General features: G+C 63.2%; 19 protein-coding genes and 1 pseudogene. 13 read left to right on the plus strand and 7 right to left on the minus strand.

Features of this window, described 5'->3' with window-relative positions; genetic code table 11:
* Positions 1-732, plus strand: a 732-nt coding sequence (locus tag DIC66_RS14810; protein WP_147321326.1) for a transposase, incomplete at its 5' end; no start/stop codon positions are given.
* Between the two features lie 499 nt (positions 733-1,231).
* Here the strand turns inward: DIC66_RS14810 and DIC66_RS14815 are convergent.
* The 7 genes and pseudogenes from DIC66_RS14815 to DIC66_RS14845 all read right to left on the minus strand — a co-directional run bounded on the left by DIC66_RS14815 (position 1,232) and on the right by DIC66_RS14845 (position 9,718).
* The gene (locus DIC66_RS14815; protein ID WP_117178561.1) at positions 1,232-2,113 is read right to left on the minus strand and encodes a LysR family transcriptional regulator; all 882 of its coding nucleotides are present in this window, start codon (positions 2,111-2,113) and stop codon (positions 1,232-1,234) included.
* Positions 2,114-2,137: 24 nt separating this feature from the next.
* A pseudogene (gene eno, locus DIC66_RS14820) lies at positions 2,138-3,419 on the minus strand (phosphopyruvate hydratase).
* A 14-nt stretch (positions 3,420-3,433) separates the two neighbouring features.
* On the minus strand, positions 3,434-4,852 hold the full coding sequence (gene pyk / locus DIC66_RS14825; RefSeq protein WP_117178563.1) for a pyruvate kinase: 1,419 nt from the start codon (positions 4,850-4,852) through the stop codon (positions 3,434-3,436).
* Positions 4,853-4,877: 25 nt separating this feature from the next.
* Positions 4,878-6,194 carry a glycerate kinase type-2 family protein gene (locus tag DIC66_RS14830; RefSeq protein WP_117178565.1) on the minus strand — a complete coding sequence of 439 codons (1,317 nt, stop codon included), beginning with the start codon at positions 6,192-6,194 and terminating at the stop codon, positions 4,878-4,880.
* Positions 6,195-6,210: 16 nt separating this feature from the next.
* Complete coding sequence (locus tag DIC66_RS14835) at positions 6,211-7,515, minus strand: MFS transporter (RefSeq protein WP_233505940.1); 1,305 nt, start codon at positions 7,513-7,515, stop codon at positions 6,211-6,213.
* Positions 7,516-8,211: 696 nt separating this feature from the next.
* Positions 8,212-8,739 carry a GNAT family N-acetyltransferase gene (locus DIC66_RS14840; protein WP_117178569.1) on the minus strand — a complete coding sequence of 176 codons (528 nt, stop codon included), beginning with the start codon at positions 8,737-8,739 and terminating at the stop codon, positions 8,212-8,214.
* Between the two features lie 166 nt (positions 8,740-8,905).
* The gene (locus DIC66_RS14845) at positions 8,906-9,718 is read right to left on the minus strand and encodes an enoyl-CoA hydratase (RefSeq protein WP_117178571.1); all 813 of its coding nucleotides are present in this window, start codon (positions 9,716-9,718) and stop codon (positions 8,906-8,908) included.
* Positions 9,719-9,827: 109 nt separating this feature from the next.
* Here DIC66_RS14845 and DIC66_RS14850 point away from each other — a divergent pair, with 109 nt between their 5' ends.
* From DIC66_RS14850 to DIC66_RS14905, 12 genes are all read left to right on the plus strand, one after another.
* The gene (locus DIC66_RS14850) at positions 9,828-10,607 is read left to right on the plus strand and encodes an SDR family oxidoreductase (RefSeq protein ID WP_117178573.1); all 780 of its coding nucleotides are present in this window, start codon (positions 9,828-9,830) and stop codon (positions 10,605-10,607) included.
* 35 nt (positions 10,608-10,642) lie between these two features.
* Complete coding sequence (locus tag DIC66_RS14855; protein WP_117178575.1) at positions 10,643-11,620, plus strand: Zn-ribbon domain-containing OB-fold protein; 978 nt, start codon at positions 10,643-10,645, stop codon at positions 11,618-11,620.
* Positions 11,621-11,629: 9 nt separating this feature from the next.
* The gene (locus DIC66_RS14860; RefSeq protein ID WP_117178577.1) at positions 11,630-12,787 is read left to right on the plus strand and encodes an acyl-CoA dehydrogenase family protein; all 1,158 of its coding nucleotides are present in this window, start codon (positions 11,630-11,632) and stop codon (positions 12,785-12,787) included.
* A complete protein-coding gene (locus DIC66_RS14865; RefSeq protein WP_117178579.1) occupies positions 12,747-13,178 on the plus strand; it encodes a MaoC family dehydratase in 432 nt (143 codons plus the stop codon). Before DIC66_RS14860 ends, DIC66_RS14865 begins: the two co-directional genes overlap by 41 nt.
* Before the next feature lie 21 nt (positions 13,179-13,199).
* Positions 13,200-14,378 carry a lipid-transfer protein gene (locus DIC66_RS14870; RefSeq protein WP_117178581.1) on the plus strand — a complete coding sequence of 393 codons (1,179 nt, stop codon included), beginning with the start codon at positions 13,200-13,202 and terminating at the stop codon, positions 14,376-14,378.
* A gap of 22 nt (positions 14,379-14,400) precedes the next feature.
* Positions 14,401-15,582, plus strand: a complete 1,182-nt coding sequence (locus tag DIC66_RS14875) for an acyl-CoA dehydrogenase family protein (protein ID WP_117178583.1) — start codon at positions 14,401-14,403, stop codon at positions 15,580-15,582.
* Positions 15,583-15,612: 30 nt separating this feature from the next.
* Entirely contained in the window at positions 15,613-17,421 is a 1,809-nt protein-coding gene (locus DIC66_RS14880; RefSeq protein ID WP_117178585.1) for a long-chain-acyl-CoA synthetase, read from the plus strand.
* Entirely contained in the window at positions 17,414-18,514 is a 1,101-nt protein-coding gene (locus tag DIC66_RS14885) for an MBL fold metallo-hydrolase (protein WP_199534759.1), read from the plus strand. The genes DIC66_RS14880 and DIC66_RS14885 overlap by 8 nt, the downstream gene beginning before the upstream one ends.
* Positions 18,504-19,733 carry an acyl-CoA dehydrogenase family protein gene (locus DIC66_RS14890; RefSeq protein ID WP_117178587.1) on the plus strand — a complete coding sequence of 410 codons (1,230 nt, stop codon included), beginning with the start codon at positions 18,504-18,506 and terminating at the stop codon, positions 19,731-19,733. The genes DIC66_RS14885 and DIC66_RS14890 overlap by 11 nt, the downstream gene beginning before the upstream one ends.
* A 31-nt stretch (positions 19,734-19,764) precedes the next feature.
* On the plus strand, positions 19,765-20,889 hold the full coding sequence (locus DIC66_RS14895) for an acyl-CoA dehydrogenase family protein (RefSeq protein WP_117178589.1): 1,125 nt from the start codon (positions 19,765-19,767) through the stop codon (positions 20,887-20,889).
* Positions 20,889-22,625: a class I adenylate-forming enzyme family protein gene (locus tag DIC66_RS14900; RefSeq protein WP_233505941.1), complete on the plus strand. Its 1,737-nt coding sequence runs from the start codon at positions 20,889-20,891 to the stop codon at positions 22,623-22,625. The genes DIC66_RS14895 and DIC66_RS14900 overlap by 1 nt, the downstream gene beginning before the upstream one ends.
* A 178-nt stretch (positions 22,626-22,803) precedes the next feature.
* Complete coding sequence (locus tag DIC66_RS14905) at positions 22,804-24,189, plus strand: DUF1329 domain-containing protein (protein ID WP_117178591.1); 1,386 nt, start codon at positions 22,804-22,806, stop codon at positions 24,187-24,189.
* Positions 24,190-24,211 lie beyond the last annotated feature (22 nt).

Below are 24,211 nucleotides of genomic sequence, written 5' to 3' on the forward strand. Positions count from 1 at the left end.
ACCGGCTCCAAGAGTTCGGGAGCGGTTGCCTACAACGTGCAGGTTGCCGTAGATACCAAGAATCATCTGATCGTCGCCCATGAAGTGACAAACGCTACAAGTGACAGGGCACAGTTGAGCCCAATGGCACAGGCTGCGCGTGAGGCCATGGGGAAGAAGGAGCTTATGGTGATTGCTGACCGCGGCTACTTTAGTGGCCCTCAGATCAAAGCCTGTGCCGACGCTGGCATTGCTGCAGTGTTACCAAAGCCAATGACATCAAACGCCAAGGCAGAGGGACGATTCGATAAAGCGGACTTCATCTACATCAAGCGAGACGACGAATACAAATGTCCCGCAGGCCAGCGAGCGATTTACCGATTTAGTCGAGAAGAAAATGGATTGTTGTTGCGGCGATATTGGAGTAGTGAGTGCCCTCAGTGCCCCTTGAAAGCCAAATGCACGCCGAGCTCGTATAGACGCATTTCCCGATGGGAACATGAGGACGTACTGGAGGCCGTCCAGCAACGCCTGGATCGGTCACCAAAGGCTATGGCCATCAGGCGCAGTACTGTTGAGCATGTGTTCGGCACACTCAAGGGCTGGATGGGGCATACCCACTTCCTCACGCGTAGACTGCCACATGTAGGCGCCGAGATGAGCCTCAATGTGTTGGCCTACAACTTCAAGCGGGTATTGAGCATCCTGGGGTTCGAGGCAATGATGAAAGCGATGAGACTGGCAGGGGCATGAGCCCTTTGGGCTTCATTTGAAGGCATCACAAAGGCCATTGCAACGACATAGGACCTCTTGTGCGACATCGGCTGATGCACTAACGAAAATCCACTCGCTGTCTGGCAACGCAGCTTGCCGACATTGTCAAAAATAATGTTTCCACACAGCCTCGGCCATGAGCAGTCGCAGGACTTGATCGCCCGTACTGTCACTAAGGGCTGGAAGCGGGTGCTCCCGACAGTCCGAAGTCCGGTGGTCCAGTTCTACCCCCGTCAGACGCCGCCCTTGGCTTTGGTTATCGTGCCCATAGCGGTTAGTCAACCTGTCGATTGCGGTGCGTAAAAGCGGTCAGCATAAGTAGGGCCGTGATTGCGGAAGATCTCGCATGAATAAGTTCATTGATTCTTGTGCTGACGAATCGTTATTTGCTAAACGGTAGCCTTTCTATGGCATTTATGTTTGGGGAATCTTGGGGAGCCAGTTGGTCAATCAATTGCCCCCTATCAACGAGTGCAGCTCAATCCGCAGGCCAGACGTCAAAAAGTGCTTTGCGACATGCAGCTACCAGCAGGTCGTCGCGGCGAGAAGCCAGGTACACCAATGACAACGGGCATTCTTGCGCAGTACCCTCCCAGATGTATACCTCTCCACGCTGCCTGGCATCTTGTGCCAGGTCTGATCGCATGGTGGCCAAACCCACGCTGCCACGCACCATGCTGACCATGGATGCCTCCTGGTCTGCTTCCACCACCGTCTGGACCGTCAAACCCCGTTCAGCAAACATGGTGCGCACCAGTCGGTTCTGTGAACTGCCTTCAGGCGTGCCAATCCAGGGCATAGCCGCAACATCCGCCCAACTTGCGGTTTGCATGCGCTGCTCCCACGAAGGTGGGGCGATGATCAGATAGGTCAAATTGCACATGGGCAGGCTCGCCACGTCTGGATCGGTGACCGGCCCCAGATAAAAGCCCACGTCCAACTCACCCGCCTTGACCCGTTCCAGCACCCATCCAGAAATTCCGTGCCGCAAACGCGGTTGCACTTTGGGAAAGTAATTCAACAGCGCGCTCAGGAATGAACCCAATCGTATGGTGTCCGGATCAATGACCGTGCCAATAGACACCGCCCCTGCTACTTCGCCACGCAGGGTGCGGGCCTGGTTGATCATCTCCATGGCATCGAACAAGATCCGCTCGGCCAAAGGCAACAGCGCCTTGCCTTCGCGCGTCAGCACCATGCCACCTACTTGGCGCTCGAACAGCACAACTCCCAATTCTTGCTCCAAGGCTTTGAGTTGCTTGGACACTGCGGGCTGCGTCAAGTGCAACTGTTCTGCTGCACGCGTCAAGTGCGCCAAGCGCGCAACCGTCAGAAAGGTGCGAATTTGGTAGATTTCCATAGCGCGTTCAGTCTACCAACTTGGCTACCTCGCAAATGCGGAGTGCCCTCGATAGGTCACGGACGTGCCCAGTTCTGCTTCAATCATCAATAAGCGGTTGTACTTGGCAACCCGGTCCGATCTGCACAGGGACCCAGTTTTGATCTGAGTTGCCAGGGTGCAGACGCTCAAGTCGGCAATCGTGGTGTCTTCGGTCTCGCCAGAGCGGTGAGAAATCACCGCGCTATAGCCAGCCTGGTCTGCCATCGCTATGGCATCCAGCGTCTCGGTGAGTGTGCCAATTTGGTTGGGCTTGATCAAAATGGAATTGGCAATCCCCGCCTGGATACCCTCGGCGAGGATGGCAGTGTTGGTCACGAAGAGATCGTCGCCAACGAGTTGAACACGCTTGCCGAGTTTGTCGGTGAGCATTTTCCAGCCGACCCAGTCATCTTCGGCCATGCCGTCTTCGATGGTCAGGATCGGGTATTGATCGACCCAATGCGCCAGGTAGTCCGTAAACTGGGCCGAGTCAAATTTTTTGCCTTCCGATGCCAGGTCGTACAAGCCTTCGTTGTAGAACTCAGAGCTGGCAAGATCCAGCCCCAAGCCGATGTCTGTTCCAGGCTTAAACCCCGCCTTCTCGATGGCTTTCAGAATTACCTGCAAGGCCGCCTCATTGGAGGGCAAGTCCGGTGCAAAGCCACCCTCGTCACCTACCGCCGTGGCGTAGCCTTGCTTCTTGAGCAGGCCTTTCAAGGAATGAAACACCTCCACACCCCAGCGCAGCGCTTCAGAGAAGCCCGGCGCCCCCACGGGCAGGATCATGAATTCCTGCATATCCACGTTGTTGCTGGCGTGCGCCCCCCCCGTTGATGATGTTCATCATGGGCACCGGCAAATGCAGGGGTGAGCCCGGCATGCGCATGTGCTGATAAAGCGGTGCACCGGCGGCCGTGGCCGCCGCCTTTGCCGATGCCAGGGAAACCGCCAGCAGCGCATTCGCACCCAAACGGGATTTGGTGGCCGTGCCGTCCAGCGCAATCATTGCGTGGTCCACGTCAGCCTGGTCCATGGCGCTGCGCCCCAGCAGTGCGCTGCGCAACTCGCCATTGACGTGAGAAACCGCCTTCAAAACCCCCTTGCCCAAGTAGCGGTGTGCATCGCCATCGCGCAATTCCAATGCCTCGCGGGATCCGGTAGAAGCACCGGAAGGTGACGCCGCAAACCCGCGGGCACCGTTGTCCAAAACCACCTCTGCCGCAACGGTGGGGTTGCCACGCGAATCGAGGATTTCAAATCCACGTACCTGTTGAATCAAAGCCATCTTCATTGCTCTTGTCAGACGATTTGCGCAATGCGCATAAGATTGGTGGTGCCTGATGTCCCGAAGGGAACACCGGCCGAAATCACCAGGGTATCACCCACCTTGCCCAGGCCTTCTTTCTTGGCAGTCGTACAGGCCCAGTCGCTCATCTCCAACACATCCATTACGTCATGGCACAGCACCGGGTACACGCCCCAGGCCAGCGCCAGTTGCCGCGCTACCGCCAGGCGCGGCGTCATGCCCAGGATGGGGGCCCTGGGCCGCTCACGCGCCATGCGAAGGGCTGAATAACCCGAGCTGGTGTATGCAACCACGGCGGCCACCTTCAACAAGTCCGCAACGCCGCGCACCGCAACGCCAATGGCATCCGACGGCACCGCACTGCGCTTGATTTCGGACGCATTTATGGATTCGCGGTAGTAGGGATCGCTCTCTGTCTGCGCAATGATGGAATCCATCATGGTGACAGCCTCCATCGGGTACTTGCCGGAAGCCGACTCGGCCGACAGCATGACCGCGTCCGCTCCGTCGTAGATAGCAGTGGCCACATCGGAGGCCTCGGCGCGGGTGGGCACTGGCGCGGTAACCATGGACTCCAGCATCTGCGTGGCCACAATCACCGGCTTGCCCGCCTTGCGGCAGGCGCGAACAATGCGCTTCTGGATGGCGGGTACCTGCTCCGGCGGCATCTCTACGCCCAGGTCTCCGCGCGCCACCATGATGGCATCGCTCTCGTACACGATTGCGTCCAGGCTGCTGATGGCTGATGGCTTTTCCAACTTGGCGACAATGCCCGCACGGCCCTTGACGATGGCCTTGATTTCCACAATGTCTTCGGGCCGCTGCACAAAGGACAAGGCAATCCAGTCAATACCCAGGGTGAGGCCATAGGTCAAGTCGGCACGGTCCTTCTCAGTCAGTGCGGACAGGGGCAGCACCACACCGGGCACATTCACCCCTTTGCGGTCCGACACGGCACCACCGGCCATCACCCGTGTATCTGCAAAGTCAGCCCCGAAGCGTTCCACCCGCAGGCGTACGCGACCATCATCCACCAGCAGGTCGGTGCCGACTTCGAGCGCAGAGAAGATTTCTGGGTGCGGCATGGGAGCGCGTGTTTGGTCGCCTGCTTTGTCCCGGTTCAGATCCAGCCGAAAGCTGTCGCCCTCTTTCAACACCACGGGGCCATTGGCAAAGGTGCCCAGGCGCAGCTTGGGGCCTTGCAAATCCAGCAGCACACCTATGGGGCGGCCTGCATCCCTTTCGATCGCCCGGATGGTGTCAAGCCGTTGTTTGTGATCGGCATGGGTGCCGTGGCTGAAGTTGAGGCGGAACACATCGGCCCCGGCATCGAACAGGGCTTGTATGGTGGCCCGGTCTGCGCTGGCAGGCCCCAGGGTGGCCACGATCTTGGCGTTGCGTTGGCGGTGCATTGGTATTTCCTTGCTTGTCTACCCGTTAAGGGCTAATAAAAATTGCGCGAAAGTCATTCACATTGGTGCGCGTAGGGCCGGTTGTGATGAGGTCTTGCAGACCGAGGAAGAATGCGTAAGCATCGTTGTTTGCAAGCAGTGCAACCGGATCCAGTCCGAGACCGCTTGCACGGCGCAAAGAGTCCGGTGCAATCACGCCGCCGGCGTTGTCCTCCACACCGTCAATGCCGTCGGTATCACAGGCCAGGGCATAAACACCTGCCTCACCTTGCAGTTCAAGGGCCAGCGCCAACAGGAACTCCGCGTTGCGACCGCCCCGGCCATTCCCCCTTACCGTGACTGTAGTTTCACCTCCCGACAGCAGCAGGCTTGGTTTGCGAGCCTTATGGCTCGCTCTTATCTCGCGCACCATGGACGCCTGCGCCCGGGCCACCTCACGTGACTCACCTTCTATTGCCCCACCTAGATTGACAACCTGCAGGCCCAACTGCTGCGCATGGACCTCGGCCGCACGCAAGGCAAGTTGGGCCGTGGCAATCACATGAACCTGGCGTTCTCCCGCAACTGCTGCAGCCTCCAGAGCGGGTTGCTCCAACACAGCCCGTACCGCCGCGGATATGGGAATGCCATACCGCTGCAAAACGCCCAGAGCATCGGCAGGTGTTGTGTGGTCGGCAATTGTGGGCCCGGACGCAACCACCGCAGGATCGTCCCCCGGCACATCAGAGACTACCAAGGTCACTACGGTGGCGGCGCCGCAGGCATTTGCCAAGCGCCCGCCTTTGATGGAGGACAAATGCCGACGTACGACATTCATATCTACTATGGCAGCGCCACTGCGCAGCAAGGCCTTGTTGATGCCCCGCAGATCATCCATGGTCAACCCAGGCGCAGGCAAGGTGATGAGCGAAGAGCCACCACCAGACACCAGGACCAGCACCAGGTCATCCGGCCCGGCTGTCTTGGCCAGTGCCAACATGCGCTTGGCCGCTGCCTCGCCTGCAGAATCGGGCACTGGATGCGCGGCCTCCACAATCTGGATCTGGCTGCAGACTTCGCCATGGCCGTAACGTGTCACCACCAAACCAGACAGCGGCCCCTTCCAGGCGGCCTCCACGGCGAGTGCCATGCGCGCAGAAGCCTTGCCTGCTCCCAGAACGATGGTTCGCCCCTTGGGAGGTGGCGGTAAGTAGGGGGCCATGCATTGCAGTGGGTCGACAGCGGCCAATGCCACGTTAAAGAGCTTGCGCAGGGTCTGCAGATTCGGCTCAGTACCATTGCCATCGGCTTCAGTTGATGGGCGCGTCCGCGGCAAGTCCCTATGCGGTGTTTGCGTATGCATCACAGCTCCACTCGTGTTATCGGTTGAGTTGCTTGGGTATTGCGCCCAAAACCAAGAAAGTGCCCAGCAGCAAACTACCCGCAATCAAATACATACCGCCCGCCGTGCTATGGGTTGCATCTTTGATGGCACCCACTAGGAAGGGACTGACAAAGCCTGCCAGATTGCCGATTGAATTGATCACCGCGATGCCAGCGGCAGCTGCGGTCCCCGTGAGGTAGGCGGTTGGCAGCGTCCAGAAAAGGGGCAGAGTGGACAAAATTCCTGCTGTTGCCACGGTGAGAGCGGCCATGGCTACCACAGTGTTGTCGCCGTACACCGCACTGAAAACCAGCCCAACTGCGCCCATGATGCCCATCACGGCGGTGTGCCAACGTCGCTCACCGGTCGTATCCGAGTGGCGCCCCATCAAGACCATGACGACAGCGGCAACACCGTAGGGAATGGATGTGAGCAGGCCCACGTTGACGAGGTCCTTCACACCCGTGTTTTTGATCAACTGGGGCAACCAGAATCCGACCCCGTAGAGTCCCATGATGAAGGCGAAGTAAATAATGGCCAGCAGCCAGACGCGTCCATTTGTAAAGACTTGCCCCAGAGTGAGTTCTTTCTTGTCAGTGGCATCTGCATGAATGTTCTCTTCCAGTAGCAACTTTTCTGACTCGGTGAGCCACTTGGCTTGACGAATGCCGTCATCCAGATAGGTCAAGACCCAGATGCCTACCAGCACGGAGGGAGCACCCTCCAGCAAGAACAGCCACTGCCAACCTGCCCACCCATTCACACCGGCCATGGTCTGCATGATCCAGCCAGACAGCGGACTACCAATGACTCCCGCAAAGGCAATACCGGTCATGAACAGGGCAATGATGCGCGCACGGCGGCGTGCCGGGTACCAATAGGTGAGATACAGAATGATGCCGGGAAAGAACCCTGCCTCTGATATGCCCAACAGAAATCTGAGCACGTAGAACATCTGCGCATCCGTTACGAACATCATCGCTGAAGAGATGACGCCCCAAGTCGCCATGATTCGTGCGATCCAGACCCTGGCGCCTACTTTGGACAAGATGATGTTGGAGGGCACCTCGAACAAAAAGTACCCGATGAAGAAGATGCCGGCACCGAGCCCGTATACCGTGTCACTGAACTTCAAGTCACTGAGCATTTGCAGTTTGGCAAAGCCCACGTTAACCCGGTCTAGGTAGGACACCACATAGCAAAGAAACAGAAAAGGAATGAGTCGCCAACTCACTTTGGAATAAACGGATTCCTCCATTGAGGAAGCGTCGGTGCGCGATTGGGGCATTGGAATATCCATGCTTGTCTCCAGTGTTGTTGTAGATCCACTGCACACCAAACCGGTGGGTAGTGACTGGAGCGGGACTGTAGAGAACAGTGAAAACATCGTCCAATGGCATAAATTCATGCAGTCATGAACGGGAAGAATGCTGTCCCGAAAGGACCCGACTGCCAGGGATACAAAACATAAATCGCTATACCAAGCAGCACTGTGGAGCACTCCACCTACAGACTGCCGTCCCGGAAATGCAGATGGGCTTGGTAGGTGGGTGCTGTTCCACCTATAGCGTTTCAGCTTCCTGCGGGATGGACATCAATCAGCTTAGCCCTAGCCCGAAATTCGGTTCCGGATACCTGCCATTTACCAGTGACCGACAAGCAATGGTAGATGGCTGGTTTCCACTTTGACGAAACGACTGCCGCATGGCCGCCAGTCGATAACCGGGTGCGAACGTCAGCAATGGAATAGGCAGATTGCGAATTTCTTAGTCGACTCCCGCGGCTGACCTGCCGACCAGCGGACGGCTGCGGGTGACAGCAATGGGTCGGATTCAGTCAAAGATTGTCGAAATCAGTGTGACGGCCCAACAGCCTGACCCCGCCTTCATTCTCCAAAGCCAACCAAAAAATCCCACGCATTAAAACCCGCCGACCACCCCCGCAATAACAAGCATCTCCAAACGCCCCTCACAATCCCAGGCACAAAAAAAGTTGCCTACAAGGCCTTCTCCATGAACCGGATGAAGGGATGCAATTCCTTGGGTGCCTCCACTTCGTCATAGGGCGGGCGGTCCAGGAAGCCGTGTTGTTCATAGACGCGCTGAGCGGATTGCATAAAGGGCGCAGTGTCCAGAACCATGCGCTGGTAGCCATACGACTTTGCATCGTTGAGGATGCGCTGCAATATGGCGTCACCCAGGCGCTTGCCGCGAAAGGCCGGGCGCACATAAATGCGTTTGACCTCGGCCACACCACTGCGGACAAAGCGCAAACCACCCATGCCAGCCAGTGCGCCATCGAACTCCACCAAATAAAAGGCCCCGCGCGGTGGTGCATCTCCGCAAACCTTGTTCACCGTGCTCTCTACATACGGCGCCAGGTCCATACCCAGCATGTCGAAGGCAGACTTTCCCGTGATCTTGCCGAAGCCGTCGAGCACCCAGCCCAGGTATTCCATGTTCAGTTCAACGAGCTGCTGGTGATGCAGCGCTGCATCAGCGAGGATGAATTGTGGGAGGGTCATAGCTGGTCAGTATGCGCCATGCCAATGAGAGGGGAAATGCCGCAAGCCCTGTCTTTCGCCCCCGGCGCTTTTCCTTCCAAACCAACGCTGATTCCACTTCACCAAGCCTTAGGCCAAGCAGGTGTTCACCCGCACGCCAGGCCCGGCGGCGGATGCGTGCCGCGCTCTATCGCCCCTCAAACACCGGTTTGCGCTTTTCGATAAAGGCCTGCATGCCTTCCTTCTGGTCGTGCGTGGCGAACAGCAGCTGGTTGGCCTTGCGCTCCAGCATCAGGGCGGTCTCCAGCGAGACGTCGGCTCCGGCCAGCACCACTTCCTTGATCTGCATCGCCGCCAGGGGCGGCATGGCGGCAATGGTTTTTGCCATCTTCAGGGCTGCGGGCAGCAGTTCGGCGTCGGGCAGCACCTGGCTGACCAGGCCCATCAGGCGGGCCTCCTGCGCGCTCACCGGCTGGCCGGTCAGCAGCATGCGCATGGCGTTGAACTTGCCCACCGCGCGCAGCAGGCGCTGGGTGCCGCCTATGCCGGGCATGATGCCGATGCGGATCTCGGGCTGCGAGAAGCTCGCACCCTCACCGGCCAGGATGATGTCGCAGTGCATGGCCAGTTCGGCACCACCTCCGTAGGCAAAGCCGCACACCGCCGCAATCACCGGCTTGGGGCAACGCTCGATGGGGGCCCACACCCGCTCGGTGTGGCGCTGGAGGATCTCGATGGCGCCGCAGCCCTCCATGCTTTTGATATCGCCCCCGGCTGCAAACACCTGCTCGCCGCCGGTGAGCACGATCACGCGCACGCTGGTGTCTGCTGCCAGTTCGGTGAAGGCCTGGCCCAGGCTGGCCTGCAGCGTCAGGCTCAGGGCGTTGGCGGCCTCGGGCCGGTTCATGCGCAAGAGGGCAATGCCGTCGCCGGGGCGTTCGATCAGCAGTTCGGGGACGCTGGCCGTGGCGGGGCCGGCGGCTGGGGGCTTGGAAGACATGGCAGTTCCTGGGGTTGGTGCGACAGCGCGATCTTCGGGGGCACTGGCTGGCGCTACATCGTCCTTTTGGACGTATCGGGCAAAGGGCGTGGTCCGTAAATTCAAGGCCATGAACCCCTATATCGATTTCCAACAACAGGTGGTGCTGGTCACCGGTGGCACCAAAGGCATTGGCCGCGGCATTGCCGAGGGCTTTCTGGCCGCTGGCGCCACGGTCCTGGTGTGCGGGCGCAGCCTGCCCGAGGTAGCCCCCGCCCACCATGGGCGCGAGGCCGAATGCCTGGCCTGCGATGTGCGCGAGGCCGATGCCGTGCGCGCTCTGGTGCAGGGCGTTTTGCAACGCCATGGCCGGCTGGATGTGCTGGTGCACTGCGCTGGTGGCAGCCCGGCCGTGGAGGCCGCCACCGTGTCGCCCCGCTTTCACGAGGGCGTGATCCGCCTCAACTTCACGGCCGCCCTGCACACCGCACAGGCCGCCAACGCCGCCATGCAGCAGCAGGCTGCGGGTGGCGTCATTGTCTTCATTGGCAGCGTCAGCGCGCTGCGCCCCTCGCCCGGCACGGCCGCCTATGGCGCGGCCAAGGCCGCGGTGCTAAGCCTGGCGACTTCGCTGGCCGTGGAGTGGGCGCCCAAGGTGCGCGTGGTGGTGGTCAGCCCGGGGCTGGTGCGCACCGAACAGTCGGCCCTGCACTATGGCGACGCCGCTGGCATGGCCGCCGTGAGCGCCACCATTCCGCTGGGCCGCATGGCCGAGCCCGCTGACGTGGCGCAGGCCTGCCTGTTTGTGGCCTCGCCACAGGCGTCCTATCTCAGTGGCACCAACCTGCTGCTGCACGGCGGCGGCGAAAAGCCCGCCTTTCTGGATGCGGCAAAGGCTGGCACAGCCTGAGCCCATGCAGCACCCCCCATTTCAAGGAGCAAGTCTTGGCTGAACACGCGTGGATGACAGAAATCCGGGCCCTGGTGGGCAAGGAATACGGGCGGGTCTATGCCTGGGATGCGGTCAACGCCCCCATGGTCCGGCAATGGTGCGAAATCATGGGCGTGAACGTGCCCACCGACGCCAGTGGGCAGGTGCTGGCGCCTCCGGCCATGCTGCAGGTGTGGTGCATGGAGGGGCCGGTGGCCAACAACTACCCGCCCGGCTCCACCAGCGAAAACCCCTACGAGGTTCTCAAGCTGATCGAAGCCCAAGGCTACCCCTCGGTGGTGGCGGTGAACTCCGAGCTGAGCTTTGTGCGCGATGTGCGCGCGGGCGAAAAGCTCTACTACACCACGCGGCTGGACAGCATTGGCGAGGAAAAAACCACGGGCCTGGGCACCGGCTTTTTTGTCACCCTGGTGATGGACTATTTCTCGCAGCAGGAGCCCGGCCAGAGCGACGAGGCCGTGGGGCAGCTGCTGTTTCGCGTCTTCAAGTTCCGCGCTGCACAGGCTGCCGCACCGACACCGACACCAGCACCCGTCACTGCAAGTGCCAGCGCCCCGGCGCCGCGCCGCCCCCTGCCCGGTATCAGCGACGACACGCGCTTTTTCTGGGACGGCGTGCGCCAGGGCCAGCTGCTGATCCAGCGCTGCAAGGCCTGCGCCAGCCTGCGCCATCCGCCCGGCCCGGTGTGCCCCACGTGCCATTCGTTTGAGTGGGACACCCTGCAGGCCTCGGGCCGCGGCACGGTGTATTCGTTTGTGGTGATGCACTACCCCGAGGTGGCGCCCTTTGAGCACCCAAACCTGATTGCGCTGATCGAGCTGGAGGAGGGCACCCGCCTGGTGGCCCAGCTGCTGGGCATTGCGCCCGATGCGGTGCAGATCGGGCAGGCGGTGCAAGTCGAATTCAACACCTTTGACGGTGACCTGGTGCTGGCGCAGTTCCGCCCGGTGGCCACCGCAGCACAGGCTTAAGGAGTACCCATGGACTTTCAACTCAACGACGACCAGCGCGCCTTTGCCGATACCGCGCAGCAGCTGTTTGCCGACTTCTGTGGCGACGACGCATTGCGCGCCCACGATGCCTCCGACCAACCCTTCATGCAGGCCCTGTGGCAGCAGTGCGTGGCTACCGGCCTGCACAGCATGCTGGTGCCCGAAGAGCATGGCGGCCTGGGCCTGGGCATGACCGAACTGATGGCCGTGCTGGAGCAGCAGGGCCGCGCCTTGGCGCTGGTGCCCCTTTGGGAGCAGCAACTGGCCGCCACCGCGCTGGCGTACTTTGCCCCGGCCGTGCTGGGCCAGCCGGTGCTGCAGGCCGCCCTGGCCGGTGCGCCGCTGGCCCTGTCGCTCACCGCCCTGGCCGTGCCTGCCGGTTCTGCGCTGCGCCTGCGCGCAGGCGCCCGTGGCTGGCAGCTGCAGGGCCTGGCCCCGGCCGTGGCGCTGGGCCAGGAGGCCACCCACGCTGTGGTGGCTGCATCCCTGCACGGCAGTGCTGAAGGCGGCACGCGCCTGGTGCTGGTGGACTTGCAGCAAGCCGGTGTGCGCCGGGTGGCTGGGCGTACCCAGCACCACCTGGCGGTGGCGGACCTGCATTTTGACGACCTGGAACTGCCGCCCGAGGCGGTGCTGGCACCGGCGGCCGCAGGCTGGCTGGAGCCGCGCGCCATTGCCTGCCTGGCGGCCCTGCAAATGGGGGTGACGCAGCAGCAGCTGCGCCGCACCGTGGACTACGTCAGCGAGCGCAAACAGTTTGACCGCGTCATCGGCAGCTTCCAGCTGGTGGCCGGGCAGATGGCCGATGGCCACATTGCGCTGGAGGCGCTGCGCAGCTCGGTCTGGCAGCTGGTGTACCGGTTGGATGCGGGCCTGGGCGCCGCACCGCAGGCCTGGGCCACGCGGGCTCTCGCCAACGACACCGGGCACCGCGTGGGCCACATGGCGCAGCACGTGCACGGCGGCATTGGGGTGGACATCAGCTACCCCATCCACCGCTTCCTCTACTGGAGCCGCGCCCTCAATGCGGTGCTGGGCGGCACCGAACACCAGCTGGCGCGCTTGGGCGACTGGCTGGCCGACAACGACAACCTGGGCTGGAAATATGACTTTGCCGAAGACACCCTCCATGACGCGGCGCTTTGACGCGGTGCAGCCGGGCGAAGAGCTGCCCGCGCTCGCCGTGCCCATCACCGTGGCCCTGATTGCCGGTGGCGCCATTGCCACGCGCGATTACTTCCCCGGCCACCATGACGCAGAGGCCGCACGCGCCCTGGGCTCGCCCCACATCTTCATGAACATCCTCACCACCAACGGCCTGGTGCAGCGCTTTGTGGAAGGCTGGACCGGAGCGGGCGCGCGCCTGTGTGAACTGAAGATCAAACTCGGCGCCCCCAACTACCCCGGCGACACCATGACCTTCAGCGGCACGGTGGGCGCCAAGCGCGACCACGACCGCACCGTGGAAATCCAGCTCAAGGGCAAGAACGCCATGGGCAACCACGTGAGCGGCACCGTGCGTGTGCAGCTGCCTTGAAGCGCCTGGAGATAGAACCCCATGACTGATATGAACATTTCCGGCCGCGCCTCCATCGTGGGCCTGGGTGCCACCGAGTTCTCCAAACGCTCTGGCCGCACCGAGGTGCGCCTGGCCATGGAGGCCACGTTGCAGGCCTTGGCCGATGCCGGCATCGACCCGTCCGAGGTGGACGGTTTTTCTTCCTACTCGGTGGACAAAGTGCCCGAGTACGAGATTGCGCGCCTGCTGGGCGCCAAGAACGTCAGCTTCTTCTCGCAGGTGCCCCACGGTGGTGGCGCCGCCTGTGCGCCGGTGCTGCATGCAGCCATGGCCGTGGCCACCGGCATTGCCAAGACGGTGGTGGTGTACCGCGCCATGAACGAGCGTAGCTGGTACCGCTTTGGCAATGGCAACTACGGCTTTGGCGACTCGCCGCTGTTTGAGAACGTCAACTACGGCTGGTACATGCCGCACGGTTTTCACACGCCGGCCGCCTGGGTGGGCATGTTTGCGCGGCGCTACATGCATGCCTTTGGTGCCACCAGTGAGGACTTCGGCCGTGTGGCCGTGGCCGTGCGCGATTTTGCGGCCACCAACCCGGCCGCCTTTTTCCACGGCAAGCCCATCACGCTGGAAGAGCACCAGGCCTCGCGCTGGATTTGCGAGCCCCTGCACCTGCTGGACTGCTGCCAGGAATCCGACGGCGCGGTGGCCATGGTCATCACCTCCACCGAGCGCGCGCGCGACCTCCAGCGCACACCGGTGGTCATCAAGGGCGCCGCACAAGGCATCAGCGACGGCCAGCAGATCATGACCTCCTACTACCGCGAGGACATCACCGGCCTGCCGGAAATGGGCCTGGTGGCCAAGCAGCTGTGGCAGCAAAGCCGGCTCACGCCACAGGACATCCAGACCGCGGTGATCTACGACCACTTCACCCCTTTTGTGCTGCCGCAGCTCGAAGAGTTCGGCTTTGTCAAACGCGGTGAGGCCAAAGACTTCATACGCGCCGGCCAGCACGCGCGCGGCGGCAGCCTGCCCATCAACACCCACGGCGGCCAGTTGGGCGAGGCCTATATCCACGGCATGAACGGCATTGCCGAGGGCGTACGCCAGGTGCGTGGTGACGCCGTCAACCAGGTGGCCGATGTGCACAACGTGCTGGTTACTGCGGGCACCGGTGTGCCCACCAGCGGCCTGATTCTGGGCACTGCCTGAAAACCCGAAAAAGAAAGAGTCCATGTTCATCGACCTGACCCCCGAACAGCACCGCCTGCGCCTGCAGGTGCGTGACTATTTCAACACCCTGATGACGCCCGAGCTGCGCCAGCGCCTGCGCGGCGCCGAGAGCGGCGACGAGTACCGCCAGACCATCCGCCAGATGGGACGCGACGGCTGGCTGGCCGTGGGCTGGCCCAAGGCCCACGGCGGCCAGGGCCTGAGTGCCACCGAGCAGCTGATCTTTTTTGAAGAGGCCAATATTGCCGGCGCGCCGCTGCCCTTTGTGACCATCAGCACGGTGGGCCCGGCGCTGATGGAGCACGGCACTGCCCAGCAAAAGGCCGAGTTCCTGCCCGGCATTGCCGCGGGCGAAACCATTTTTGCCATCGGCTACTCCGAGCCCCAGGCCGGCTCGGACCTGGCCACCTTGAAGACCCAGGGCCGCCTGGAGGGCGACCTGGAGACCGGGCACTTTGTGGTCAACGGCAACAAGCTCTGGACCTCGGGCATTGAGGCGGCCGACCACATCTGGCTGGCCGTGCGCAGCAGCCCGGAGCTGGCGCGTCACAAGGGCATCTCCATCCTGATTGCCGACACGGCGGCCAAGGGTTTTTCGCACACGCTGATCCACACCGTGGGCAACGTTACCTCGGCCACCTACTACGACAACGTCGAGGTGCCGGCCCACCGCCTGGTGGGCACGCTGCACGGCGGCTGGAAGCTCATCACCTCGCAGCTCAACCACGAGCGCCTGGGCCTGGGCTCCTGGTCCGACAAGATTTTCGGGCCGTTCCGCCGGGTGCTGCTGTGGGCCAAGGCGCGCGACGAGCAGGGCCAGCGCGCCATCGACCAGCCCTGGGTGCGCCGTTCTCTGGCCGAGTGCTACACCCGCATGGAGGCCATGCGCCTGATCAATTTCCGCATTGCTGCGGATCTGGAAGCCGGTGGCATGGATGTGGCCCTGGCCTCCACCACCAAGGTGTATGGCTCGGAGGGCGTGGTGGACATTCTGCGCCGCTTGATGGACATCGTGGGCAGCAGCGCGCTGGTGCGCTCGGGCTCCAGCGCTGCCTATTTGCTGGGCGAGCTGGAGTACGAAATCCGCTCCTGGCCCATCAATACCTTTGGTGGCGGCACCAACGAAATCCAGCGCGAGCTGATCGCCCAGTTTGGCTTGGGTATGCCCAGGCCCGTGCGCTAAGACATCGCAAAAAAATAAGGGAGACAACCCGTGACGACAGCACCCACCGTTCCCCGTGAGCTGACCCAGGCCCGGCTGGACCGCCGCGCCCACGTTGGCACGCAATTCCTGGCCTCCAGCCCCTACACCACCGCCGACCGGGTGGAGGAGTCCGTGCAGCGCTATGGCCAGCGGCCCTGCCTGCACTTTGGCACGCAGAGCTGGACGTATGCCACCTTCAACGAAGGCGTGAACCAGGTGGCCCATGCCGCCCACGCCCTGGGCGTGCGCCGGGGCGATGTGGTGGCGCTGGCCATGGAGAACCGGCCGGCCTTTTTCTTCGCCTGGTTTGGCCTGAGCAAGCTGGGTGCCGTAGTGGCCTTTTTGAACACCCATGTCAGCGGCCGTGCCCTGGAGCACGCGCTGGAGGTTACCGGCGCCACCACGGTGATTGTGGGCTCCGAGTGCCTGGCGCACTTTGCCGCCACCCCGGGCCTGCCCGCCGGTCTGCGCCTGTGGCTTTGGCCCGATGCAGAGCGCGCAGCCGACCCCGCGCACCACGCCCTGTGTGCACTGGACCTGAGCACGCAGGTGGCCCAGGCGCCAACGCACAACCCGCCGGCCGAATGGCGCGCAGGGCTTGTGGCGGGCGACACGGCGCAGTACATCTTCACCTCGGGCACCACCGGATTGCCCAAGGCCGCGGTGATCAGCCATGCGCGCTGGCTCATGGCAGGCGCGGGCATGCAGGCCATCTGGGAGATCGTGCCGGAGGATTGCTTCTACTGCTTCTTGCCGCTCTACCATGGCGCGGCCTCCATGTCGGCCACGGCCACGGCGCTCACGGCCGGTGCCAGCCTGGCCTTGCGGCGCAAGTTCAGCCGCAGCGAATTCTGGAGCGACGTGCGTCGCTACCAGATCACCATGGCCCAGTATGTGGGGGAGATCTGCCGCTTCCTGCTGAGCGTGCCGCCTGCGGCCGATGACAAGAACCACACGCTGCGCAAGATGTCGGGCACGGGCCTCACCCCCGAGATCTGGGCGCAGTGGGTGGAGCGCTTTGGTGAGGCGCAAATTTTTGAGAGCTGGGGCTCCACCGAGTCCAACACCAGCACCCTGAACCTGGACAACCGCATCGGCTCCTGCGGCCGCGTGCCCTTTTGGGAAAAAACCAACCTGCGCCTGGTGCGCTACGACATTGCCAACGAAGTGCATCCGCGCGGCGCCGATGGCTTTTTGCAGCTGGCCGAAGTGGATGAGCCGGGCGAGGCCATTGGCATGATTTACAACATTCCCGATGTAGTGGCCGGGCGCTTCGAGGGCTACACCTCGGCCGAGGCCACCGAGAAAAAAATCCTGCGCAATGTGTTTGCGCCGGGCGATGCGTGGTGGTCTTCAGGCGACCTGCTGCGTGCGGATGCCGATGGCTACTGCTGGTTTGTGGACCGCATTGGCGACACCTTTCGCTGGAAGAGCGAAAACGTGTCCACCGCCGAAGTGGCCGACGCCCTGGGCGACTTTGCCGGCCTGGATGCACTCACCATTTATGGCGTGCAGGTGCCAGGCCACGAAGGGCGCGCGGGCATGGCCGCGCTGGTGCTGCTGACGGGCGCGGTGTTTGACCCTGCGGCCTTCTGGGCCCTGGCTACAGCACGCCTGCCACGCTATGCGGCCCCGCTGTTTGTGCGCCTCTCGGCCACCGCCGACATGACCGGCAACTACAAGCTGCGCAAGGTGGACCTGCAGCGTGAGGGCTTTGATGCCAGCCTGGTGCAAGACCCCCTGTTTGTGCGCGACGATGCGGCCCGCACCTATGTGCCCCTGAACCCGCAGGCCCTGGCAAAGGCGCTGGGTGGATAGCGCGGCAGCCCCCTTGCCCGTGCAGCGCCTGCGTGCCTCGGCAGACCTGGACTATCCGTTTGCGCCGCCCACGCCCGATGGCGCGGTGGTGGAGGTGGCGCCCGGCATCCTGTGGGCGCGCATGCCCATGCCCATGGCGCTGGACCACATCAACGTCTACCTGCTGCGCGAAGACGATGGCTGGACCCTGGTGGACACCGGCTTGAACCTGCCGCGCACGCGCGAGCTGTGGGAGCAGATTGTTGCCACGCAGTTGGAGGGCCTGCCGGTCAAACGCCTGGTCTGCACCCACTGCCATTACGACCACGCCGGTGTGGCCGCCTGGCTGTGCGCGCGCTACCAGATTCCGCTGCTCATGACCTACGGCGAGTTCTTCATGCTGCGCGGCCTGATGGGGCCGCCGCCCGACCCGCTGCCGGAGTCGTTGCTGGGCTTCTACCAGCGCGCCGGTATGGGGCAGGCCCAGGTGGGCAAAATGTTTGAGGCCCTGCGCCGCGACCCCTTCATGCCGCCCGTGCCCGAGAGCTACCAGCGCCTGCGGGCGGGTGATGTGCTGACCATCGGCACGCGCGACTGGCAGGTGATCATTGGCGAGGGCCATTCGCCCGAGCACGCCTGCCTGTACAACGCCAGCGAGCGCATCCTGATTGCCGGTGACCAGTTGCTGCCGCGCATCAGCTCCAACGTGCTGGTGTCCTCCATAGAGCCCGAGGCCAACCCGCTGCAACTGTGGCTGGCCTCGCTGGACCGACTGGATGTGCTGGCCCCCGACACCCTGGTGCTGCCTTCGCACCAGAGCGTGTTTCGCGGCCTGCATGCACGGGTGGCGGAATTGCATGCCCACCATCAGCAACAATTCGAGCTGCTGCGCACGGAGCTGGGCCAACGTGGATCGGCCACAGCGCTTGAATTGATGCAGGTGCAGTTTCCCAAACTGCGCGGCGCCATGGATGAGCTGATGGCCCTGGGCGAGACCCTGGCCCATTTGGCCTGGCTGCGCTACGAGGGCCAGATTGGCCGGGTGCTGGAGGATGATGCCTGTCATCGCTTCAGCCTGATGTCACCACCGACGGGAGTATCCCTTGCAAGATAACAAAACCTTTCGCGCCGAGACGGCGCAATGGCTTGAGGCCAACTGCCCTGCCAGCCTGCGCACCCCCATCACCTCTGCCGAGATGGTGTGGGGCGGCTCGCAGCTGGCCTTTGACAACGAAGACCAACGCCTGTGGTTTGAGCGCATGCGCGAGCGCGGCTGGTTTGCACCGGGCTGGCCGGCCGCGCTGGGCGGTGGCGGCCTGAACGCCCGCCAGGCCCGCATTGTGGAAGAAGAAATGGCCCGCCTGGGCTGCCGCCAGCCGCAATACAACCTGGGCATCTGGATGCTCGGGCCGGTGCTGCTGGAGCTGGGCACCGAGGCGCAACAGCGCGAGCACCTCATCCCCATGATGCAGGGCCGCCTGCGCTGGTGCCAGGGCTTTTCGGAGCCCAACGCCGGCTCCGATCTGGCCAGCCTCAAGACCTCGGCCAAGCTGGATGCGTCAGGCGAGAACTACCTGATCAACGGCTCCAAAATCTGGACCTCGGACGCGGACAAGGCCGACTGGATGTATGCCCTGGTGCGCACCGACAGCAGCGCGCGCAAGCAGCAGGGCATCAGCTTCATGCTGGTGGACATGAAGAGCCCGGGCATCACCGTCAAGCCCATTGAGTTGATAGGCGGCAAGTCGGGTTTTTGCCAGGTGTTTTTTGACAACGTCAGCACCCCGGTGCGCCAGGTGCTGGGCGCTGTGGGCGAGGGCTGGAATGTGGCCAAGAAGCTGCTGCAGCATGAGCGCGCGGCCATGTCCAAGTTCACCGAGGGTGGCGCGCCTTCGCACGACGCATTGGCCGTGGCACGGCCCTGCCTGCAGGCGCTGGCGGGCCAGGCACAGGCACAGGCTCCTCTACAGAGCGGAGCCGGCGCGGCGCAGGCCGCAGTGCTGCGCGAGCGGCTGGCCACCGTGCTGATGGACGCACAGGCTTTTGGCCTGACCCATGTGCGCGTGAAGGAGCAGGCCATGGCCGGGCAGGACATCAGCGGCCCGGCCTCCATCATGAAGCTGCTGCAGACCGAGCAGGAGGTGGCCAAGTACGAGCTGCTGACGCATGTGCTGGGCCAGCGGGGTTTGAGCTGGCAGGGCGATGAATTCAGCGCCGACGAACACGCCATCTGCCGCAGCTGGCTGCTCTCCAAGAGCTACACCATTGCCGGGGGCAGCTCCGAAGTGCAGCTCAACATCATTGCCAAGCGCGTGCTGGGCCTGCCGGGCTAAGGCGCGCCCCCATCCACACCGAGAGACCGAGATGACTTATCTGTTGAGTGAAGAACAAAGCATGCTGCGCGACAGCGCGCGCGACTTTTTGCAGGGCCAGGCCCCAGTGGCACTGCAGCGTAGCCTGCGCGACAGCGATGCCGGGCTCGGCTTTGAGCCTGCTGTGTGGCAGCAGGCCATAGACCTGGGCTGGCTGTGCGCCGTGTTCCCGGAGGAGCAGGGCGGCCTGGCCATGGGCTACCAGGGCATGGGCTGCGTGTTTGAACACATGGGCCGCAACCTTGCGGCCCTGCCACTGCTCTCGCAGGCGGTGCTGTGCGGCGAGTTGCTGCTGCGCACGGCCAATGCTGCGCAGCAGGCGCTGTGGCTGCCCGCGCTGCTGGCCGGCACACAGCGTTTTGCCCTGGCCCTGGAGGAGGGCGGCCGCCACGCGCCGCTGCCCGTGCACACCCGCGCACGCCGTGTGGACGGCGCCTGGGTGCTGGACGGCGAAAAGTGGTTTGTGATGGACGGCGTGGGCGCGCAGCAACTCATCGTCACTGCCTGCCTGGAAGACGGGAGCCTGGGCCTGTTTGTGGTGGATGTGCAGAGCCCGGGTGTGGCCCTGCAGCGCAGCCGCATGGTGGACAGCCGCAACAGCGCGCGTGTGCAGTTGCAGGCCGTGCGCCTGGGTGATGACCGGCAACTGGCTGCCCACAGCCACACGGCGCAAGCCTTGGACGCGGTGCTGGACCGTGCCCGCATCTGCCTGGCCGCCGAAGCGCTGGGCCTGACGCGTGAAGCGTTTGAGCGCACCGTGGCGTACCTGAAAGAGCGGGTGCAGTTTGATGTGCCAATCGGCAGCTTCCAGGCCCTGCAGCACCGGGTGGCGCGCCTGTACACCGAGCTGGAGTTGCTGGAGAGCTGCGTGCGCGCAGCCCTGGCCGCCATTGATGCCGATGCCCCCGACCTGCCGCTGCTGGCCAGCCTGGCCAAGGCACGCGCCTCTGATTTGTGTGAACGGGTGCTCAATGAAGCCGTGCAACTGCACGGCGGCATAGGGGTTACCGATGAGTTCGATCTGGGCCTGTTTGTCAAACGCGCGCGCGTGCTGCAGCACACTCTGGGCGATGGAATATTCCACCGTGACCGCTATGCCTTGCTGAGAGATTTTTGATGGCCATGACCGACTCCCTTGCCCCTTCCCCCACCGCCGCGCACGACCTGCTGGCGCTGGCCGCCAAAGCCCGCGTGCAGCTCACCAGCCCGGGCGCCCCGTTTGAGCTGGAGACCGTGCAGCACGGCGGACAGGCCGTACGGGCCTACCGCAATGCCTTTGCCAACCTGCCAGGCCTGATACAGGCCGGGCGCGTCCATGGCGCCAAAGAGTTCATGGTCTACCAGCAGGACCGCTGGACCTTTGATCGATTCTTTGCTGCCGTGGATGCGCTGGCCGGCCGCTTACAGGCTTTGCACGGCCTGCAGGCCGGTGAACGCGTGGCCATTGCCATGCGCAACCGCCCCGAGTGGGCCGTGGCCTTTGCCGCCGTGGCCCTGGTGGGCGCGGTGCCGGTGCCGCTCAACAGCTTTGGCCTGCGTGACGAATTGCTCTCCAACCTGCACAGCGTGCAGCCGCGCTGGCTCATCTGCGACCAGGAGCGCCATGGGCGCGTGGCCGCAGACCTGCCAGCGCTGGCGTGCCAGGCCATCGTGGTGGATGCAGCCGATACCGCCGGCGCAGCCCTGGACTGGTCCGCGCTGATCGCACCCGGCGCGCCGGCACTGCAAGCCCCGGCACTGGACGCCACCGACCCGGCGCTGATCCTGTTTACCTCGGGTGCCACCAGCCAGGCCAAGGGCGTGCTCTCCAACCAGCGCGCGGTGTGCCAGGCCCTCTTCAACATCGACTACATAGGCGCCATCTCGGCCATCACCTCACCGGCTGCACTGGCGCGCATCATGGCGCGCGGCCTGCAGCCCACCACGCTCTCTGCCGTGCCGCTGTTCCATGTGAGCGGCCTGCATGCGCAGCTGCTGATTGCCCTGCGCCATGGCCGCCGCCTGATCCTCATGCACCGCTGGGACCCGGTGGCGGCACTCGCCCTGATACAGGCCGAGCAGGTCACGCAATTCAACGGCGCACCGACCATGGTGCAGCAGCTGTTGCGGCACAGCGAATTTGACGATCCGGCCATCACCGGCACGCTGGGCGGCCTGGGCTTTGGCGGAGGCGGCTTGTCGCAGCGCCTGATTGACGATGTGCTGACGCGGCGTGCCGACTCGCTCTCGGGCATAGGCTTTGGCCTGACCGAAACCAATGGCGTGGGCGCGGCCGCCTCCGGCACCCTGTTCCAGTTGCGCCCCACCAGTGCGGGGCCTACTTCACCCATTGTGGAGGTGCGCATTGTGGACGCGCAGGGAAGTGATGTGGCAGCGGGCGAGGCCGGTGAAATCTGGCTGCGCGGTGTCACCGTGATGGATGCTTACTGGGGCCAGCCCGAGGCCAGCGCGCAAGCCCTGCAGGAGGCCTGGTTCCGCTCGGGCGATGTGGGCCTGGTCGATGCCGACGGCTTTTTGCGCGTGGTGGACCGCATCAAGGATGTGATCAACCGCAGTGGCGAAAAAATTGCGGCGGCCGAGGTGGAGTCCTGCCTGTTGCAGCACCCGCACATCATTGAGGCCGCGGTGTTCTCGCAGGCCGATGAGGTAACGGGTGAAGCCGTGGTGGCCGCCGTGGTGCTGGCGCCGGGCGTGGCCCTGGATGGCGCAGCCGTGCAGGCCTTTGTGGCCGGGCGCCTGGCGGCCTACAAGGTGCCGGTGCGCGTGTATGTGCGCCAGGATGCGCTGCCGCGCAACCCCACAGGCAAGTTGCTCAAGTCCATCCTCAAGCGCGAGTTCTTGCAACCCGACTAGTCACGTTCTAGGGGTACGCCATTAGTCTTTTCAGACGATGAACAAAGCGGCCCCAGCCCCAACAATTCCATTATCGAATTCGTGTGATCTGCGCAGCACCTGCTGCGCAAGCCCAACGCATCGATTGCCACGGTCCGTGGCGAATTGGCCGAAATACTTGAAAGACAAGGAGACTGAAATGAACAAGCGAATGGGAACTACGGCAACCGCCGCCATGGCCATCGGCCTGGTGCTGTCGGGCGCTGCATGGGCCAAAGTGCCTGCGGCCGAGGCCGACAAACTGGGCAAGGAATTGACCTGCGTGGGCGCTGAAAAAGCCGCCAACAAAGACGGCAGCATTCCGGAGTTTTCCGGCAAGTGGCTGGGCACCCCCCCCGGCCTTACCTATACCAAAAGCGTGGGCCAACATCCGGTGGACCCCTACGCCAACGAGAAGCCGCTCTACAGCATCACCGCCGACAACATGGCGCAGCACGCAGCCAAACTGTCGGACGGCCAGAAGGCCTTGTTTGCCAAGTTCCCCAAGACCTTCCGCATGGATGTGTACCCGGGCCACCGCGACTTCCGCTACCCCGACTACGTATGCGATGCATCCAGGAAGAATGCGCTGAACGCCGAGATATCCGACGGCGGCCTGGGCATCAAGGGCGCCTTCAAGGGCGCCATTCCCTTCCCCCTGCCCAAGGATGGCAATGAAGCGCTGGCCAACAACACCTTCCCCTACCGCGCCTTCAACGAAGACACCGTGCGTGACATGGCCAATGTGCAGTCCAGCGGAAGCATTGCCTGGGGTCGTACACGCATTCTCAATCTGAATGTGGTCAACGGCTCCAGCATCATTGGCCAGCCGCTCGAAGGCGCCATGTCCTACAACCGCAGCACCATCTTGCTGCCCGAGCGTGACAAGGGCGGTGTATCGGTGTCCGAGGAGCCGGTGAACTTTGCCAAGGGCAAGCGCCTGGCCTGGAGCTACGACCCCGGCACGCGCCGCGTGCGCCAGGTGCCAGAGTACGGCTTTGACCAGCCCATGGCGGGAACGGGTGGCAAGATGACTATCGACTCCGACAGTCTGTTCAACGGTTCGCCCGAGCGCTACAACTGGAAGCTGCTGGGCAAGCGTGAAATGTTTGTGCCAGCCAACAGCTACAAGCTGCACAGCAACACGGTGAAGTACGCCGACCTGCTCAAGCCCGGCACGCCCAACCCCGATTTCATCCGCTGGGAACTGCGCCGCGTGTGGGCTGTGGAGGGCACCTTGAAAGAGGGCTTCCGCCACCTGTATGGCAAGCGCGTTATGTTTCTGGACGAAGACACCTGGAAGGCTGCCATGTCGGACTTCTATGACGCCCGCGGCAGCCTGTGGCAGTACGGCTTCATCAACCACTACTACGCCTTTGACCTCGAAGGCTGGCATCCCGGCTCGGCCTTCTACCACGACCTGAACTCGGGTGGCTATGTAGGCTACAACCTGTTCCAGGAACGCGACAAGGGGCCTGTTCTCAACAAGGGCGACCTCAAGCCTGCGATGTTCACCCCCGAAGCTGCGCGCAGCGCCGGCAACTGATCACCGCAGAACGAGGAACACA

This window comes from Rhodoferax lacus (assembly GCF_003415675.1).
GTDB classification, from domain to species: Bacteria; Pseudomonadota; Gammaproteobacteria; order Burkholderiales; family Burkholderiaceae_C; genus Allorhodoferax; species Allorhodoferax lacus.